The following is a 17260-nucleotide window of genomic DNA, read 5'->3' as shown; positions in this document are numbered from 1 at the left end:
TTATAACTCAATAATAGTAAATATATAAATAAAATTTATTATATAATAAAATATTTTGGATTTATAAAGATATGAAATATAAAAAATTCATAAGAATTCATTGCTTCTATCATCATAGAACTACATTTATTGAAAAATATTGAAAACACGTGTTAATAAGTGCTGTAGCAATAAAAAATAAAATGACTCAAAACTAAGAGTTGCAGGTTAGCCATAGAGTTTTGGATTTTTTAATTGTCTTTGATCTTAAGAAAACAGAAGATGAATTAATGGTTATTTTTTTGCAATAAAAAATTTATTTTAGAATCTGTTTTACAAAATAATCATAAAAATTTTAATTTTTAAAAATATACATAAATATTAAATTATAAAGATATAATTTAAGTAATAGCATATAATCAGGTATGTAATGAAAAAAATATTAATTCTATTATTTTTGGAATGTGCGCTATTTGGAGAAGAGTGGGCAGAGTTGCCTTCCACCATATTTTTAGAAAATGCTGAAATAAAAACTATTCAAGTAGTGGGTAAGCTTGGTAGTTTTGGAAGTAATCATTATCTTTATAACAAAAATTCTTTTGCTTATTCCAGTAGGGGTCCAACACCTTCAAAATTAATCTTAGAAGCCAAAAATCCTATCACGACATTTTATATGGGAAATATGTCTATTAACCCAAATTCCAATCTTGTTTTAAATCTCAATACAAATTTTGCTATGGACAAAAATCAAGCATACACAATTGCTCAAGATGCTAAATTTCAAGCTAATGGAAGTGAATTTACGATGTATGGAGGATCGTTTTCTAATGGTGGTGCGGGAGAGTTAAACTTTACAAATTCTGTGAATATTGGGGGTAGTCTCATAAATGAAGGAGGCGAACTTAGTATTAATGTAGGGACTTTTAATAATGGGCGTTATGATATGGGATTGGGCACTTATGGAAGCTTGATAACTTCAAAGGGCGGGGTGAGTGTCGTGAATGTTGCTAATGAATTTGATAATTTTGGTTATGTTTATCAGATACAAAATGGAGAGATTATTGGCGATAAAAAACTCAATGCAAAGTCAAAGATCCTCATTAAAGAACATTCCAAACTCAGTATTCAAGGAGGAGATGTTTATAATGGAGTAGGGTTTGGATTAAGTGGTTCCGGTATTTATTATTCAGGGGCAGGTTTTATTAGCGTTGATAATAGTGAGTTTAGGATAGAAAAAAGTCTTATTTCTCAAGGGAGTGGGCGTATGCTTGATCTGAGTAAATATGATAATGCGAGTATCGTTCATTCCCAAATTATAGCAAACAACAAAGGTTATATTCGCATTGGGGGAGATTTTACCAATAGAGAATTTAGTGATATTACTTTAAATGGAGGGACGATAGAAATAATAGGGGCTTTTAAAACTGCTCCGCACACTGAGATTGATTTTGGCGGGAATTGCGATGCCTCTCTTGGAAATGTTTTTGGAAAAATCATAGCCAATAGTGTTGCCCTCACAGATGCAAAAATAGAATTTTATAAAGGAAACGCTAAGACAGATACCCCTTATGTGTTCGTAGATGCCAAAACTTCTTTACAATATAACCCTACTCTCCTTGGCGCACAAGAGGTTTTTTCAAATGATGGCACTCCAAGTGCATTTTATCAGGCTATGGTTACAAATGATGGCAATAAGCTTAAAATTATTTTTAGTAACAAAAACAATGGGAGCAGTATTTCTGAAATCATTTCAAATAATATTCCCTTAAGTGAAAATGAAAAAAATATTATTGATAGTATCCATAGACAATCTCCTTTGCTTCATTTTGATATTACTAATATGGGGCTCCATCAGATTAAAAATATAGCTCAAGATATCTACAAAGGTTTGAATGATTTTGTAGTTAATAAAAACAAATTAGCCAGATTGGGATTTGATATCAATAGGGCGAGTATTTTTGATCGCATGGCAAAATCTATGACTTCAAACACGACTCTAGCTTCCAATGTTGCCTATAATCATTATGCAGCCAATACGGTTGGGGATTATCACTCTGAAGTTTATGGACAATATGATCCAATCTCACCCTCAGTTTTTCAACAACAGATTTTAAAAAATAAGAGTGATAATAGCGTTTATATTGGTTTGTTGGGAGCTTATCAAAAAGATTCTCCGGGGAATGGATATGGTTATGGGATCAATGGAGGCTATGATCGTTGGATTAATAAAAATCTTTTTTTAGGCGCATATTTAAGCTATATGGGAGGGGGAAATCAAAGTGATTTTGTTGATATTACTACTCAAAGTATGCAAATAGGCGGGTATGGGCGTGCGCTTATTTCTATTGTGGAAGCAGATGCCATTATAGGCTATGGTTATAGCGCCAATCAAGCAATCAGAAATGTTTCTATACTTGGGAAAACTTATAAAAATGATTCAAAATACCATACCCATTCATTGAATTTTTTACTCCAAACAGGTCCTAAATTTAATTTGGGTCATCATGTGCTTAAGCCTTATATAGGTATGAATTTTATTTTTGATCGAAATCATTATATAAGTGAAGATAAGGGAGTGTTTGCCGGTTCATATCTTTTAAAAAATGATACTTTTATGGGAGTAGAAGTTGGAGTGGAATACCGCAAAATGATTCAAAAAGGGTATTTTTTTATTCGCTCTTCTTTGGAATATACTTTTTATAGCAATCTCAAAAATACTCAAATTATTTTTCTTGATAGTGTTGTTTCTATCGGTGCTCCCTTTAGAGAAAACTTTGCTTCTGTGATCGTGGGTGGAGAAATACCCTTGAATCAGAGTTTTTTTATAAATCTCAATGCTTCTGCAAAACTCTCTAATCAAAAGACTTTTATCACCACAGCAATGGCATCTTTGAAATTTATTTTTTGATTTGATAGAAGAGATTTATTTTTAGGTTAAAATTATAATAAAAATCCGGATTTTTAATCCGGAGATAATTTGCAGATATGTTTAGACATAAAACATTAATTTTGCTAGAACAACTATAATAATCCCTAAAGTTAATGCGACCGGATGGATAATTTTTCCAATAGGGCTTGGTTTTTTGAAAATAAATTTATAGCTTAATGACACGATAATCATCGCAAAAATAAGGCATGCCAGGAATATTTTGAGTATTAGAATTTTCTGAAAGGTTGAGTGAAAATACCCCAAATCCCCTCCGATGTAATTGCTTACCATCATCCCCCCACTAATAGCAAGAATGAGAACGCATATAGGCATAATTTTAGTGCCTCGTTTAGAAATGCCTTCTGCTGCCTTTGAAGATATTTCTTCGCCAAATGTTTTTTGTATGCTTGGGAAAATAACCACATCAAAAAATAGATAACCTATAAAAATAATCGCACAAATTAAATGAATGATCAAAAGAAATGGATAAATAGCTTGCATATTTTCTCCTTTTTGGAAATTATGTGGAGCAAGTATAACAGAAAAGTTAGATCAAATTTTTTTATTTAGGGTAAAAAGTTAATCATATGTGAAAATTAGTAACTTTTAAATCTATGTAAAAATTTTTATTTTTTCAAAAATCTATCAAAATATAGAGAAATATAGACTGACAGTTATATTTTGTAGTCTTTAACTATTGAAAAATATTAAAATTAATAAAAATTTGCAAATAAATAAAAATCTCACGTAATTTTCAAAAAATATAAAAGGAAATCTAGCTTGAGTGGTTAATTTATAAGAAGATAGTGGCTCCAGATGTAGGATTCGAACCTACGACCAAGCGGTTAACAGCCGCCTACTCTACCGCTGAGCTAATCTGGAATAAATCCTAAACTCATATATTTAAGAGGTGCAATTATAAGTTAATTTGGTGTATAAGTCAAGCTTTTAGAAGGATTTGAGTAAAAAACAGCGCATTAAAGTCTTGTACTTGCCTTAAATTTTAAGAATGCTTTTAAGTCATAAACAACACCATTTTTTTGGATAAGTAAGGGAATTTTGAGGTTTTTAAATAAATCATGAGCAACACTCAAAATAATCCCGTCGTATTTTTTGATATTTGCATGGTAGTAAATTTGAGAAATATCTAAAATATCAAATCCATAGGTCTGATTGACTTGAATTTTATCTGCAAGAGGATCGCAAATTTCGACATGACAACCAAATTCTTCAAGTTCTTTTTTGACATAAGGGACTTTAGAATTGCGTATGTCTTTACAGTTTTCTTTAAAAGTAATACCAAGAATGAGGATTTTGCTTCCCAATGTTTGAAGATTATTTTTTGCCAGCAGTTTGATCATTTTTTGAGCAATAAAAGATGGCATGGCATCGTTGATAAGTCTTCCTGCGGAGATGATTTTGGGGTGATAGCCCATGCGTGCAGCAATATGAGTAAGATAATAAGGATCAACACCAATACAATGCCCTCCTACAAGACCTGGGGAGAATGCCAAGAAGTTCCATTTGGTTTTGGCAGCTTCAAGTACTTCATAAGTGTCCATGTCTAATTTGTCAAAGATAATTGCAAGTTCGTTGATAAAGGCAATATTAAGATCTCTTTGGGCATTTTCAATGGCTTTGGCAGCTTCAGCGACCTTGATAGAAGGGGCTAAATAAGTTCCCCCATCAATAATAGAGGCATAAAGAGAATCAATTTCTTTAGCCACTTTTTGAGTGCTTCCTGAGGTGATTTTTTTGATAGTAGTGAGGGTATTTTTTTTATCTCCGGGATTGATGCGCTCCGGAGAATAACCAACAAAAAAATCTTGATTATAAAATAAATGGGAGGTTTCTTCCAAAATAGGCACACAGTCATTTTCTGTGCAAGTAGGGTAGGTAGTGGATTCATAAATAACAATATCCTCTTTTTTCAACAAACTTCCTACCATTCTGGAAGCTTCAAGGAGAGCAGATATATCAGGAGTTTTGTAGGAATCTATGGGCGTTGGGACGGTGATGATATAGATATGGGCTTGGGCAATTTCATGCAAGTTATGGCTAAAGCTAAGGTATTTGGCATTTAAAAAGTCTGTTTGTGTGCTTTGGTCGTTTTTATCTTGATGATTTTGAAGTTCTTCAATACGTTTAGTATCTATATCAAACCCAATAGTTTTATAGAGTTTTCCAAACTCTATAGCTAGAGGGAGCCCCACATATCCTAAACCAATAATAGCAATTGTTTTATTCATTAAAGACACTCAAGAATAGCTTTTGAAATATATTTGATTTCATCTTCTGATAAATAGGCATTCATAGGTAGGCTTAAGATTTCATTAGACACTCTCTCAGCTATGCCAAAATCTCCTTGATGATAATTCAGATATGCAAAACAATCTTGTAAATGGAGGGGCTTGGGATAATGTATCGCATAAGGAATTTCATAGGAGGAAAGATTTTTTTGCAAACCTTCCCTGTCAGATGTGAGGATGCAATATTGTGCATATACGTTTTGTGTTTTTGTATCAGTATAAGGGAGGGTAATGGACTTGTTTTGAAGGTGTTTGTTATAAAGCATGGCTACTTTTTGACGTCGGGCAATTTGGTCGGGATAGTGCTTGAGCTTGATCCTTAATATTGCAGCTTGAAGAGTATCTAATCTTGCATTTAATCCTATCATAGAATGTTGGTAACGTTTTGATTGTCCATGGATTCTTAGAGTCTTGATTTTATCAGCCAAGTTTTTGTCATTACAAAAAACTGCTCCGCCATCACCATAACAACCCAAAGGTTTAGAAGGAAAGAAGCTTGTTATGGCAAGAGGACTTTGGTTGCCACTTTTTCTGGATTTATACATAGCCCCAAAACTTTGAGCACCATCCTCGATGACTATCAAGTGATGTTGTTTGGCAATTGCATTGATAGTGTCCATATCAGGGATTTGCCCAAAAAGACTTACAGGCATAATAGCTTTGGTTTTAGGCGTGATGGCTTGGGGGATATATTTTGGGTGAATATGGAAAGTTTGAGGGTCAATATCTACAAATACAGGTTTAGCCCCTAAGAGCGCAATCATTTCTGCCCCGGCAATGAAGCTAAAAGGCGATGTAATGACCTCATCTCCGGCTTGTATGCCTGCACCCATGAGGGCAAGCAAAAGAGCGCTAGTGCCATTAGAACAAGTAATAGCATATTCACACCCAACAAAATTAGCAAGCTCTTCTTCAAGGGCTTGTATTTCTTCGCCCATGATAAAGGAGGTATTTTGGATTACTTTTTGAATGGCAAAATTAATTTCATCTGCATATTCTAAATGGGCTTTTTTAAGATTTGCAAAATCAATCTTCATCAATGACAACTTGATTGTTTTGTAGTTTATAACGGCTTTTATCGTAGCTATCAATAGCAATACCTTGTGGATCAAAAATCATCTTGCATCCTCCCTTATCTACCCAACCAATTTGTTTGGCCGGTACACCCACGACCAATGCAAATGCCTTTATATCTTCTCTAACAAGGCTGCCTGCCCCTACTAAAGCATATTCGCCAATACTAACTCCACAAACAATGGTGGCGTTTGCGCCAATAGAACATCCGGTTTTGAGAAGAGTTTTTTTATATTGATCTTTGCGGGAAATAAAAGCTCTGGGATTATATACATTTGTAAAAACAACTGAAGGACCTAAAAAGACGTTATCTTTGCACTCAACCCCTTCATGGATACTGACATTATTTTGGACTTTGCAACCATTCCCGATTTCTACATGAGGACCTATGACGCAATTTTGTCCAAAGGAACAATTCTCCCCAATCTTCACCCCACTTAAAATATGACAAAAATGCCATATTTTTGAATTTTTGCCAATGATTACACCTGCATCAACCAAGCTTGAGGAATGGACAAAATAATTCATTGGGACACTTTTTGGCAAAAGGGGTGGTAATCTCCAACAGCCCCTATTGGAGAAGTATTTCTTATATCATGGACAATTTGGATACATTCTTTGGTATCTTCAAGTCCAAAACCCTTGTGCGCTAAAATATCTTGATAACTCAAGGTGTGTAGATTCTCAAAACCTTCACTAAATTCGATTTCTTCATTATCAACAATAATAGATCGATAAGTCTTTTTGCCCATTGCTTGGACATCTTGGGGTATGTAGTTATGATTTATGGACAAAAACCATCTAATATGGGCATGTTTGAGTTGGAGATACCCGCTTGCACAATCCGGCTTTGAAATATGGACAATATTATTTTTGGGAGCACCAAAAATAAAAGAAAGCATATCAAAAAAATGCACACCAATATTTGTAGCTATTCCCCCACTTTTTGTAACATCTCCCTTCCAGGATACAAAATACCACTGACCTCTGCTTACTAAATAAGTAAGAGTAATGTCATAGATTTTATTGGGATTGTTTTGAAGTTCTTGTTGTACTTTTTGTTTGAGAGATAAAATACCGGGATGCAAACGGAGTTGTAAGATATTATAGACTTTTTTACCGCTTTCCCTTTCAAGATCTCTGAGTCCATCAATATTCCATGGGTTTAATACAAGGGGTTTTTCACAAATAGCATGCGCATTGCTTTTTAGGGCAAAGCGGATATGGCTATCATGGAGATAGTTAGGAGAGCAAATAGAAATATATTTTACCCCTTCTTTTTTGCGCGCAAGCTTATCAATATGACGATCAAATCGTTCAAATTCAGTAAAGAAATTAGCCTGTGGAAAAAAACTATCTAAAATCCCTACAGAATCTCTAATATCAAGAGCACATACAAGAATATTGTTTGTGTCTTTGATCGCTTTGAGGTGTTTGGGGGCGACATACCCTCCTACGCCAATAATCCCAAAAGGTATCATATCATCTCCAGAATTTTTTTTGCGATAAATTCCCCTGATTGCCCTTGACCATAGAGATTTTTGGGAAAAGGTTTTGCAAATAAATAAGGTATATTACCAAAAGATTGAATAATTTTTTCTTTATGTGTTCCTACTAAAATACCACATTGATGTGTAACTAACTCTTCCCATTCACTTTCTTCTCGGAGAATCAAACAAGGCTTGCCAAAAAAATAAGCTTCTTTTTGTAGTCCTCCGCTATCAGTTAAAACAGCTTTTGAATGTTTGAGTAACCAAATCATTTCAAGATAACCTAAGGGATTTGTCAGGGTAATATGTTTTGGAACGATATGGAGATTTGAGAGCGTTTTAGCTGTGCGCGGGTGAAGGGGAAGGATGATTTGTGTTGTAGAAGCCAGCGTATCAAGCGCTGCTATTAGGGTATGTATTGTTTGGGGATCATCAGTATTGCAAGGGCGATGAATAGTTGCAAGGGCAAAATCTTTTTGGATAGGGATAGGGGGTTTTTTTGCATATGGGGAGTAATAAAGCAGAGAATCAAGCATAATATCCCCACTTTTGTAGATTTTGCAAGGAAAGTTTGAGAACCCTTCATCCATGAGATTATCAAATGCTTTTTGGCTGGGGCAAAAAAGAAGCCAAGAGATTCTGTCTGTAAGGATACGATTGATTTCTTCAGGCATTTTGAGATTGAAACTTCGCAAACCTGCTTCAATGTGAATGATGGGTATATGGAGTTTGGCGCTGCTAAGTGCTCCTGCAAGGGTGGAGTTGGTATCTCCATATACCAAAGTCGCATCCGGTTTTATATCTTGGCTAATTTTTTCAATCTCCTCCATCATTTCCCCTGTCATGGTTGCATGGCTTTTATTTTTTATTTGAAGAGAATAGGTGGGTTTAGGGATATGGAGTTGTGAAAAAAATATATCACTCATTTGGGGATCAAAATGCTGTCCTGTATGGATAATAATTTCTTGAATTTGAGGGTAATTTTTTAATATTCTGCTGAGTGAAGCTGCTTTGATGAATTGGGGTCTAGCCCCTAAAATAGTCAAGATTTTCATAAAAAAATTATACTCAAATTTTCAGTGATTAAAATATTGCATTATTTTTTTTAATAATTTTAGGGGGATAAGCCTGAGTGGTGGGCTAACTCCATTATCCCTCCAAGCTTGAAGACATTCGAAATTAGCCAGTAAAATATTTTTGAATGATTGGTTGCTTTTGCCTCCAAGTCTCATTTTGACAAAGGTTTGGGGAATATATTTTGAGTGGATTTGATGGATTTGCAAGAATCGAAACATGATTTCATAATCAGCAGCAATTTTGTAAGCAAGAGAAAAATTTCCATACATTTTATAAATATGTTTTTTGGCATAAAATGTTGGGTGTGGGGGATGCCACCCTTGCTGAAAGGCATTGTGGGCATAAGGAGAGCTTTTCCAATAGCGCTTGGTTTTTAATGTGGCAAAATCCACGTATTCGAGATCTCCAAAAACACAATCAATACCCCAATCATCAAAACCTTTAGCAATCGTAGATAAGACGCCGGAATGGGTAAAAAAATCATCAGAGTTTAGAAATCCAATAATTTCCCCATCACTAAGAGCTATCCCGCGATTCATGCCATCATAGATACCATTATCCGGTTGGCTGGATACTGCCAGAGTGATTTGTTTATCGGCATATTGGGGTTTATAAGTTTCTATGATTTCTAGCGTGGCATCCTTGCTTTGATTGTCGATAATAATGTGTTGTATATGGGGGTAGTCTTGGGAGAGCACCGAATTAATGGTATCTGCAATGGTTTTTGCAGAGTTGTAAGTAGGGGTGATAATAGAGATTTTTGATCCGTCCATTAAAAAATCTTATTTTTTATTATAATACAGACACTGAGTAATAATTTCTTGTGTCTGAGAAACAAGGAGTATGATAGGGTTAAGATCTCTCATAAAGTTTTGTCCTTATTTTTTGCAATAAAGAAGTTGGGATAATTTTTTTGATAAAATATTTACAGCCGGCGTAGAGAAACTTTGGGGTATAAAAGATGAAATAAAATTTATTGTATTTTTGACCAATTTTTAAGTCTTCGAAACCGCCCCTAAAGAAACTGGTCGAAGAAATTCCTTCAATATCATAAATAGACACAATTTGATTGAGTGGATAAAATTGATACCCCCTATGATAAAGTTTTGTAAAAAAATCATTATCCGCACAAATTTTAAAAGACGTATCAAAGCCGTATTTTTTCAACAGTTCTGTTTTGACAAAGACACTTTGATGGCAAAAGGGCATTTTGTATTTTGGGTTTGAAGAGAAGGGAATCTTGAAATAACTCCCCTTAAGAACAAAAAGTGTATCGCCAAACAGGACGCTTGTATCCATGCAATTCCTTAATTGAATTTTGAGTTATTATGATTTTGATTTAAGATGAAAGAGTATTTTATCCAATTTTATCTTTTAAAGATATTTTTTTCCCAACAAGACACGAATTTTGTTTTTGATACAAGAAGGCAAGCAAGATTTTATAAGAGTTTTAGGAAGGATACAAAAAAGATATAAAGAACCTAAAAAAATAGGGAAAAGTTTGTGGTAGCCATAGCCAATCTTACAATCTTCTTGAAACCCCTTCCATGAAGGGCCATCAGATATGCCATTGGCATTAAAAATTGAGATAATTTGCTCAATTTTTAAGAATTTATAGCCTTTATTATAAATTTTGGTGAAAAAATCTGTATCCCCGGCAATTTTGAAACGAGTATCATATTTATAAAAGGCAATGAGTGAAGTTTTTATAAAACTGGATTGATGGATAAATTTGTGGTGATAACGATGATTGTTGGATTTTGTATAAAGAATTTTACTTTCATGGGGAGCATAATAAATTTGGGTATGCCCATAAATTACGCTATAGCCCCCCCCCCATTCAGTTTTTAGAGTATTAAAATATTTTTTAAAGCATTCTTCAATCGTATTGGTTTGATAAAATTTATCCCCACTATTCATGAAGTTGCACCATTCCCCACTGGCAAGGCTTACTCCTTTGTTCATGGCATCATAGATCCCCTTGTCTTTTTGACTTAAAAATTTGAAACAAAAATGAGGATTTTGATTGTGAGTAGCCTCAAGATAGAATTTATCAGGAGAGTCATTTTTTTGGGTTATTGTGGCTAGAATTGAGATTGTTTTTAAAATCAACTCTTTTGTGCCATCACAACTATCCCCATCAATAATGATATATTCTATATGAGGATAAGTTTGGGTAAAGATAGATTCCATGGTTTGGGCAATATGATTGACATCATTATAAACTATGGTAATTACAGAGATCTTTACAGGATGAGCGATGCTTTTGGAGGTTTTTTCTGAAAAATGAAGAGATTTGGGAGCTTGATTAGGGTGAGTTTGGAGAATTTCATCAATTTTGGGATAAATGTCTTTTGCTTGAATATCATGGATACAAAGGGGATTTTTTTGATGAGAATCAGAGAGAGTTTGAGATTTTTTTTCGTCGTTTTGGATAGCCCAAGGTAGGATTAAATAATAATTTTTATAACTTTTAGGAGGGGTAAATCTGAATAAATGATTCCCGTTAGAGAGGACAATACAAGGCTTTTGAAGAGCAAGGGCTACATGAGGTGCGCTTGTTTCATTTGAAATAAGAAGATCGCAAAAATATACCAAGCTTGCAAGTTGGGTAAGAGTGGTTTTGCCTACCATGTTAAATACTTTGGTCTGAATTTGCGTGCTAAGCTTATCTTGAATCATTTGAGCATCAAGGATATCTTCTTTTCCTGAGCACAAAACAATATTTTGATGATGATATTTTGCCAAATAAAGGGCAGTTTTTAGAAATCCTTGTTGATTCCATTTTCTTTTAGGAGAGCTTGCCCCTATGAAGAGGATACTATAAGGTTGGCTAAGGGGAAATTCTTTAGTGAAGTTTTCCGGAGACATCAAAGAAGACGGGCTTATATGTAAGGAAGTAGAAAGATTTTTTTCCAAAAGATGCTCAAAAAATTCCTTATTTCTATCAAATTCATATAAAATCTCTGTTTTTGATGGGAGTAATTTTGTATAAATGGCATCCCCTTTGGACTTAAAAAGAGAATTGGTATTAGAATGATCTCCTATGGAAGCTATTTTTTCTTTGGCATAAATGATTTTACATAAGGCTTGGTCAGAATAAAGATGCCTTGAATAACTTGGGTTGATAAGAACATCATACCCTTGTGCGGATATTTTTGATATGAATTTGAAGCGATAAAAAGGCTTGGTCAAAAAAGATCTTCGTTGAAGCCAAATAAATGCATCCACAAATGATTCATCCCAGCTTAGAGCCAAATCTTTAGAGTTGGCATTTGTTAAAAGCGTGATATGATAATTGTGATAAATAGAAGAATTCTTGATGACTTCCAGAAAATTGCGAAATAAAATATAATCTCCTATGCCATCGGTTTTGACGATAATCAAAGAGTTTTTGTTGCATTCTTTGGGGTGTTTTTGTGCAAAATAATCAAGTGTAGAAAAAAAAGCATACAAAATAGAATCTAAAATATTTTTGCTTATTTTTTTGATAAGAGTTGGTTTTTTGAGTCTAAATTGCATTGGCGAGGGTTAGTTTTTCTTATAGACTGCCAGGACGGTATGCCCGTATGCATTTTGTGGAATTTGGATAAATTTCGTGCCTATTTTGCCCAATCGATTGATGATTTTACGTTTTAGCTTTCTGTCAATGAGAGGAGAAAGGGGGAGGAATTTTTTTGCCCATATGACAGATTTGTAGTATTGGGTGTGCTCGGGTTGGACATTTTCATGATAAATCTCACATAATTTCAAATTAAAAATATGGGCTACACTTTCCAAACACCGATCTGAGAAGCGACTCACATGATGAGGGGGCATATTTAAAATATTATTAACCCAATCTTTAGCAAAACTATCTTCAGAAGGGATAGCAATAATCATTAACCCTCCTTTTTTGAGGACTTCAAGTTTTGATTGCAAGAAACTTCCGGGATCGCTAACATGTTCCAAAACTTGGAAACTACACACTACATCAAAATTATTTTGATGTGTTTGGGCATATTCTTCAATAGAGATATTTTCAATACAAATCCCTTCTTTTGCCGCCATTTTTTTTGCTTGTGTGCTAAATTCTAATCCTGTGTAATCTTTGGTAGGCAAATATTTTGCAAATGCCCCCTTGCCACAACCTACTTCTAAAACCTTATCTGTAGGATTGATATAGTTTTTGGCGAATTTATATTCATTTTTTTCACCCATATAATACCAATGGAGTTGATTGAGCGCACTATAAAATGAATCATCTCCTGTGGGCATTTGTCCGTTGCTATCCAGAAAAAATCTCAAATCACAATGTTTGCAGTAAGCATAAATAATATCTGAATTTATCATAGAGGAAATATCTATATGAAAAACTTTTTTATAGAGATCATATAAATCATTTTTTTGAATAATCTCTTGTGTAATGCAATCTTGTTCATGACACAAAGGGCATTTCATTTCGTTCCTTTCAGTTTGCGTTTTATATATCTTTTGATAGGTCTGAGCATAGGTCTCATAAATTCTACTGAAGAGATGAGCTTATAAAAGATTCTACTGCCCCCCCCCCCTATGGTTTTAATATAAGGATTAATTTCTTGCTTTTTAAGCTTCTTAAATAAAGTGGCATGGGTATCTTGTAGAGGTCCTAAATTTTTCAACCCCATCCAATGGGTAAAGGCATTGAAACTGTAGCGATAGTGGAAGTTATGGGGCAAATGGCATTGGATACAAGGATAAAAACAATTTGCAATAATTGCTTCTCCTCCAATTTTTAGACTATTTAGCATTTGTCCAAATGTTTTTAGGGGGTCTTGGACATGTTCTAAAACATCTGTAGCAATAATACAATCAAAAAAATTATCTTCAAGCTTAGATACAAAATGAATATTATCATAATGACGGATACATTTTTTTGCGTATTGACTTGGATATGGTTCATAAATATAGACTTGTTTGTGCGGGGCTTTGTGCGCTATGGTTTTTGCAAGTGTCCCAAACCCTCCCCCATAATCTAAGATATTTTGAAAATCTGATGTTGCAATATATGAGGCAATATTTTGACGGATTTGGATAGAGAGATCATGATTTTCGATAAAAAGTCCGTTTAGCAGCCAAACAGGGTGGTTGTAGTATTGCGCAATTTTGTTCCAATCAAGTTTTGTATTATCGCAACCCATCTCATCCCATACTTTATCCATCAAATACCAAATTTGTTCTAAATCATCCGTGATATTGGGATTTTGAGATTGGAGTAGATTTTGAATACTTTGGCGTTCATTGGGACTTAAATCTTTATTATCAAGTGCTATTTGCATTTATTTCTCCTTGTTTTTTCCTTGCTATGGGTAGATAAAATCATTTTATTTTCATCTTTTTGTTAAGTATTATACAGAAAAAGCCATTATTTACGATGAGATTTAGTCTGTAACAATTATTTTTTTGCGTATTTTAAAGCAATCTTGTATCTTAAAACTTTCATTAAAAAACACTCTGGGGAGGGCGCTCAAATATTTTTTGTGTTGGGGGTATAAAGTGCCTTTTCTGGTAGTTGTAGCTGTTTTGAATCCTGCATTTTTTAGGATTTGGAAATGTTTTTTGCTCACTTCTGCCACGCTTCCAAACGGATAGGCGAAGTGCTTTGGAATATACCCTAAATGAAGAGAAAACAAATCATTGCTCAAAGTGAGTTCAGAGATGATTTGGTCATCAGCAAGATTGTTAAAAATTGGGTGAGTATGGGTGTGATGCCCGATAGTAGTGATTTTGTTATTTAGCATGATTTTGATTTCTTCCCAACTCAGAGCCAAGGAGTCATAATCTCCGGGATTATAGAAAATCCCTAATTTTTCCATGATATTTCCGGCGTCTTGATAATTGCTTGAATTTGCAATGATAACTTCTCGGAATTTTAAAAATACCTCTTGTTTGGCTTGCAAGGTGTTTATATCTATGCTTTGTCCAAAAAAATCAACCCTGTGGTGAGTAAGCAAATAATCTTCAAGTCCAAACCACCACATATTATGCTCACGTTGCGGAAAAGAAGTGCATACATAGATACAAAATGGCACATCATGTTTGGCAAAAATAGGGTAACCAAATTCTAGATTGTCCTTATAACCATCATCAATGGTGATTATCAAAGATTTATCTTTGAGAGTATTTTTGCACAAATCTTCATATAAACTGTCTAATGAAATAAAGTTATACCCCTCTTTTCTGGCATGCACAATAAAATTTTCCAGAAATTCCGGGGAAACTTTCATGTTTTCATTGGCGGGGAGTTTATGGGGATTTAGAGGGGCAATGCGGTGAAGCATTAAAATAATTGCTTTGCCTTGATAGATTTTTTGAACCCGCCAAAAGTTAGAGAGTTTGTTGATGATTTGGCTTTTTAAACTCATGTCTTCCTCTTAAATATTATTTTTGATTGCTTTGATTGTGATGACGACTTGGTAATCATTGTCTTCTTGTAGCAACTCTTCTTCTGTAAGTTCTTCCGCAGCAATTCCTTGAAGTTCTCCCATGGCGCTTAAAACATTGCCATAAGCCTTGACTTCAATATTTTTTTCTCCAAATACTTCTCCAAAGGCTTTTTGCATGCCCATATCCGTAAATCGATGATAATCTCCCCAACGATCATAATCATACCGACTGATTTGGATAAGTCCTGCTACACTAACAAGGGCTACTCCATTTTGTTTTAACATAGAGTGAATGGTTTGTATGGCTTTTTTATATTCATCAATAAAATTAAGCGTGAAGGTGCAAATAAAGCAATCCAGATAATCTTTGGGGAGGGTATCTTTTTCTCTAAGATCCCCAATAATTGTAGCTTTTGGATTATCGGATGTGTAATGGAGTATTTCGTATTTATTCACTTGCCCCCCCCCCATCTGATTGTATAAGTTGATTCTGCAATTTCACATACAATTCCGCGAATACATGAGGTGTGCTTGCTTAAAAAAATATCTGTATAAAATCTATCTATAGGCGTACCCCTATCAAGTCCAAAGATTTTTGAAACAGGCTTTGTGCTTCTTAGATTATGCCATTTAGGCTTATTAAAAAGGCGATTATAAGGTTTTCTAAGGGCATGGTAGAGTTTTTTACATATTCTAAAGGGCAGTTTAAGAAGTGGGGGCATTAAGGATCTCCTTGTAATTTTGGATATATTGTTTTGCAATTTTTTGCGCATTGAATGTGGTCAGTACTTTTTTTCTGCCTTCTTGGGAGAGACTTTGATAGGCTTGCGGATCTAATCCCAGCACCCACTCTATCCCTCTAGCCAAATCCAATGGATCAAAAGCTTTAGCAAGGTAGCCGGTTTTTTGATGATCAATAATATCTTTAAGCCCGCTTGTGTCAAAACACACTACCGGAGTCCCACAAGATAAGCTCTCACTGGCTGTTTGTCCAAAAGATTCACAAAGACTTGGAGTTACCATGACATCAGCCGCGCTATAAACAAGCCTGAGACTTATATCATCTTGAAGATGCCCCAAATAATGAGTTTGGATTCCACTAACATCCGGGGTCTCTCCATTCTCATCCCCACTTGCTCCAAAAATCACAAGCTTGAGACGATCTTTGTTTTTCAAGAATTTCAAGGCTTCTTTAAGTTCAAAATAACCTTTGCGTGCCAGGCTTGTCGCACTTAGTGCCCCAAAGGCGATGATTTTTTGGGATTGGTGGAGTTTGAGAATATCTCGGGCGCTATCTTTGGGGATAGGGCAATAAATATTTGTGTCAATGGGGTTAGGAAGATTGATGATTTTTTTATCTTTGAGAAGGGCAGATTCTTTGGCGCATTGTGTTATCCAACGACTTAAGCCATTAATGGTGAGGTTGAGTTTGGAATAAGTTTTTGCTTTTTTAGCAAAAATCCAAAAACTCAAATCAAATTTAAAATGAGATTTTAAAAAAGGGCATTTTTGGCAATGGGTTTGGGCTTGGTTGCAATGAGGATAAACGACATGACAACCTCCTGTATAGGCATTGCTGTCATGCAAACTCCAAAGTAGGGGGGCTTTTATTTTTTTCAAATCTTTAATGTTTAAAAATCCATTATTAATCCAATGCAAATGGACAATATCAGGTTGGAGATGATTAATGGTCTTGATAAGATGAGGGTTGGGGATGAAATCTGTTGAGAATATATCTTGATGGCGTTTGGGATAAAATATTAACGGAATCCTACAAAGGGCAGGGCGTGCTTTTTGCATGATTTTTTGGGATGTTGTTTTAGCAAGTCTCAAAACACTTTTGTAATCAGTGCTTTTTTCTTGGACAAGCATGAGGGATTCAATGGATTCATTTGGATGGGCATTTGCTTGATCAAGGAGTGCAAGATGAAGTCTTAGCGCTGCTCTCCCTGCCCCGCCAAAATCTTGAGATACTAAATGGAGGATTTTCATTTTTGG

General features: G+C 34.7%; 16 protein-coding genes and 1 tRNA gene. 1 reads left to right on the top strand and 16 read right to left on the bottom strand.

Features of this window, described 5'->3' with window-relative positions; translation table 11 throughout:
* Positions 1-409 precede the first annotated feature (409 nt).
* The gene (locus BKH45_RS00640) at positions 410-2887 is read left to right on the top strand and encodes an autotransporter outer membrane beta-barrel domain-containing protein (protein WP_095273539.1); all 2478 of its coding nucleotides are present in this window, start codon (positions 410-412) and stop codon (positions 2885-2887) included.
* A gap of 81 nt (positions 2888-2968) precedes the next feature.
* Here BKH45_RS00640 and BKH45_RS00635 read toward each other — a convergent pair whose 3' ends face one another.
* The 16 genes from BKH45_RS00635 to BKH45_RS00565 form a co-directional block, all read right to left on the bottom strand.
* A complete protein-coding gene (locus tag BKH45_RS00635) occupies positions 2969-3409 on the bottom strand; it encodes a copper resistance protein CopD (RefSeq protein WP_095273538.1) in 441 nt (146 codons plus the stop codon).
* A 306-nt stretch (positions 3410-3715) separates the two neighbouring features.
* Positions 3716-3790 (bottom strand) — tRNA-Asn (locus tag BKH45_RS00630).
* 95 nt (positions 3791-3885) lie between these two features.
* Positions 3886-5157 (bottom strand): nucleotide sugar dehydrogenase, encoded by a 1272-nt coding sequence (locus BKH45_RS00625; RefSeq protein ID WP_095273537.1) that lies wholly within the window; start codon positions 5155-5157, stop codon positions 3886-3888.
* On the bottom strand, positions 5157-6254 hold the full coding sequence (locus BKH45_RS00620; RefSeq protein ID WP_095273536.1) for a DegT/DnrJ/EryC1/StrS family aminotransferase: 1098 nt from the start codon (positions 6252-6254) through the stop codon (positions 5157-5159). The genes BKH45_RS00625 and BKH45_RS00620 overlap by 1 nt, the downstream gene beginning before the upstream one ends.
* Positions 6244-6819, bottom strand: coding sequence for an acyltransferase (locus BKH45_RS00615; protein ID WP_095273535.1), 576 nt, complete (start codon positions 6817-6819; stop codon positions 6244-6246). The genes BKH45_RS00620 and BKH45_RS00615 overlap by 11 nt, the downstream gene beginning before the upstream one ends.
* The gene (locus BKH45_RS00610; RefSeq protein WP_095273534.1) at positions 6816-7772 is read right to left on the bottom strand and encodes a Gfo/Idh/MocA family oxidoreductase; all 957 of its coding nucleotides are present in this window, start codon (positions 7770-7772) and stop codon (positions 6816-6818) included. The genes BKH45_RS00615 and BKH45_RS00610 overlap by 4 nt, the downstream gene beginning before the upstream one ends.
* Positions 7769-8836 carry a UDP-N-acetylglucosamine 2-epimerase (non-hydrolyzing) gene (gene wecB / locus BKH45_RS00605; RefSeq protein WP_095273533.1) on the bottom strand — a complete coding sequence of 356 codons (1068 nt, stop codon included), beginning with the start codon at positions 8834-8836 and terminating at the stop codon, positions 7769-7771. Before wecB ends, BKH45_RS00610 begins: the two co-directional genes overlap by 4 nt.
* Positions 8837-8857: 21 nt before the next feature.
* Entirely contained in the window at positions 8858-9631 is a 774-nt protein-coding gene (locus tag BKH45_RS00600; RefSeq protein WP_095273532.1) for a glycosyltransferase family 2 protein, read from the bottom strand.
* A gap of 79 nt (positions 9632-9710) precedes the next feature.
* Positions 9711-10157 carry a hypothetical protein gene (locus BKH45_RS00595; protein WP_095273531.1) on the bottom strand — a complete coding sequence of 149 codons (447 nt, stop codon included), beginning with the start codon at positions 10155-10157 and terminating at the stop codon, positions 9711-9713.
* A 75-nt stretch (positions 10158-10232) separates the two neighbouring features.
* Entirely contained in the window at positions 10233-12380 is a 2148-nt protein-coding gene (locus BKH45_RS00590) for a glycosyltransferase family 9 protein (RefSeq protein WP_095273530.1), read from the bottom strand.
* A gap of 9 nt (positions 12381-12389) precedes the next feature.
* On the bottom strand, positions 12390-13298 hold the full coding sequence (locus tag BKH45_RS00585; RefSeq protein WP_095273529.1) for a methyltransferase domain-containing protein: 909 nt from the start codon (positions 13296-13298) through the stop codon (positions 12390-12392).
* A complete protein-coding gene (locus BKH45_RS00580) occupies positions 13295-14155 on the bottom strand; it encodes a class I SAM-dependent methyltransferase (RefSeq protein ID WP_095273528.1) in 861 nt (286 codons plus the stop codon). The genes BKH45_RS00585 and BKH45_RS00580 overlap by 4 nt, the downstream gene beginning before the upstream one ends.
* 102 nt (positions 14156-14257) lie before the next feature.
* Positions 14258-15241 (bottom strand): polysaccharide deacetylase family protein, encoded by a 984-nt coding sequence (locus BKH45_RS00575; RefSeq protein WP_095273527.1) that lies wholly within the window; start codon positions 15239-15241, stop codon positions 14258-14260.
* Between the two features lie 9 nt (positions 15242-15250).
* Positions 15251-15718 (bottom strand): methyltransferase domain-containing protein, encoded by a 468-nt coding sequence (locus tag BKH45_RS09000; protein WP_257874460.1) that lies wholly within the window; start codon positions 15716-15718, stop codon positions 15251-15253.
* Positions 15715-15984 carry a hypothetical protein gene (locus BKH45_RS08760; protein ID WP_180675548.1) on the bottom strand — a complete coding sequence of 90 codons (270 nt, stop codon included), beginning with the start codon at positions 15982-15984 and terminating at the stop codon, positions 15715-15717. The genes BKH45_RS09000 and BKH45_RS08760 overlap by 4 nt, the downstream gene beginning before the upstream one ends.
* Positions 15968-17254 (bottom strand): glycosyltransferase, encoded by a 1287-nt coding sequence (locus BKH45_RS00565; RefSeq protein ID WP_095273526.1) that lies wholly within the window; start codon positions 17252-17254, stop codon positions 15968-15970. The genes BKH45_RS08760 and BKH45_RS00565 overlap by 17 nt, the downstream gene beginning before the upstream one ends.
* Positions 17255-17260: the final 6 nt, after the last annotated feature.

Origin of the sequence: Helicobacter sp. 11S03491-1 (assembly GCF_002272835.1) — a bacterium.
Lineage (GTDB): Bacteria > Campylobacterota > Campylobacteria > Campylobacterales > Helicobacteraceae > Helicobacter_J.
The sequence above is the reverse complement of the archived record's forward strand: the minus strand, read 5'-3'. Positions and strand labels throughout refer to the sequence as shown.

Coding starts and splice junctions, on each gene's coding strand:
- BKH45_RS00640 (WP_095273539.1), top strand. CDS start 410: ATGAAAAAAATATTAATTCTATTATTTTTGGAATGTGCGCTATTTGGA.
- BKH45_RS00635 (WP_095273538.1), bottom strand. CDS start 3,409: ATGCAAGCTATTTATCCATTTCTTTTGATCATTCATTTAATTTGTGCG.
- BKH45_RS00625 (WP_095273537.1), bottom strand. CDS start 5,157: ATGAATAAAACAATTGCTATTATTGGTTTAGGATATGTGGGGCTCCCT.
- BKH45_RS00620 (WP_095273536.1), bottom strand. CDS start 6,254: ATGAAGATTGATTTTGCAAATCTTAAAAAAGCCCATTTAGAATATGCA.
- BKH45_RS00615 (WP_095273535.1), bottom strand. CDS start 6,819: ATGAATTATTTTGTCCATTCCTCAAGCTTGGTTGATGCAGGTGTAATC.
- BKH45_RS00610 (WP_095273534.1), bottom strand. CDS start 7,772: ATGATACCTTTTGGGATTATTGGCGTAGGAGGGTATGTCGCCCCCAAA.
- wecB (WP_095273533.1), bottom strand. CDS start 8,836: ATGAAAATCTTGACTATTTTAGGGGCTAGACCCCAATTCATCAAAGCA.
- BKH45_RS00600 (WP_095273532.1), bottom strand. CDS start 9,631: ATGGACGGATCAAAAATCTCTATTATCACCCCTACTTACAACTCTGCA.
- BKH45_RS00595 (WP_095273531.1), bottom strand. CDS start 10,157: ATGGATACAAGCGTCCTGTTTGGCGATACACTTTTTGTTCTTAAGGGG.
- BKH45_RS00590 (WP_095273530.1), bottom strand. CDS start 12,380: ATGCAATTTAGACTCAAAAAACCAACTCTTATCAAAAAAATAAGCAAA.
- BKH45_RS00585 (WP_095273529.1), bottom strand. CDS start 13,298: ATGAAATGCCCTTTGTGTCATGAACAAGATTGCATTACACAAGAGATT.
- BKH45_RS00580 (WP_095273528.1), bottom strand. CDS start 14,155: ATGCAAATAGCACTTGATAATAAAGATTTAAGTCCCAATGAACGCCAA.
- BKH45_RS00575 (WP_095273527.1), bottom strand. CDS start 15,241: ATGAGTTTAAAAAGCCAAATCATCAACAAACTCTCTAACTTTTGGCGG.
- BKH45_RS08760 (WP_180675548.1), bottom strand. CDS start 15,984: ATGCCCCCACTTCTTAAACTGCCCTTTAGAATATGTAAAAAACTCTAC.
- BKH45_RS00565 (WP_095273526.1), bottom strand. CDS start 17,254: ATGAAAATCCTCCATTTAGTATCTCAAGATTTTGGCGGGGCAGGGAGA.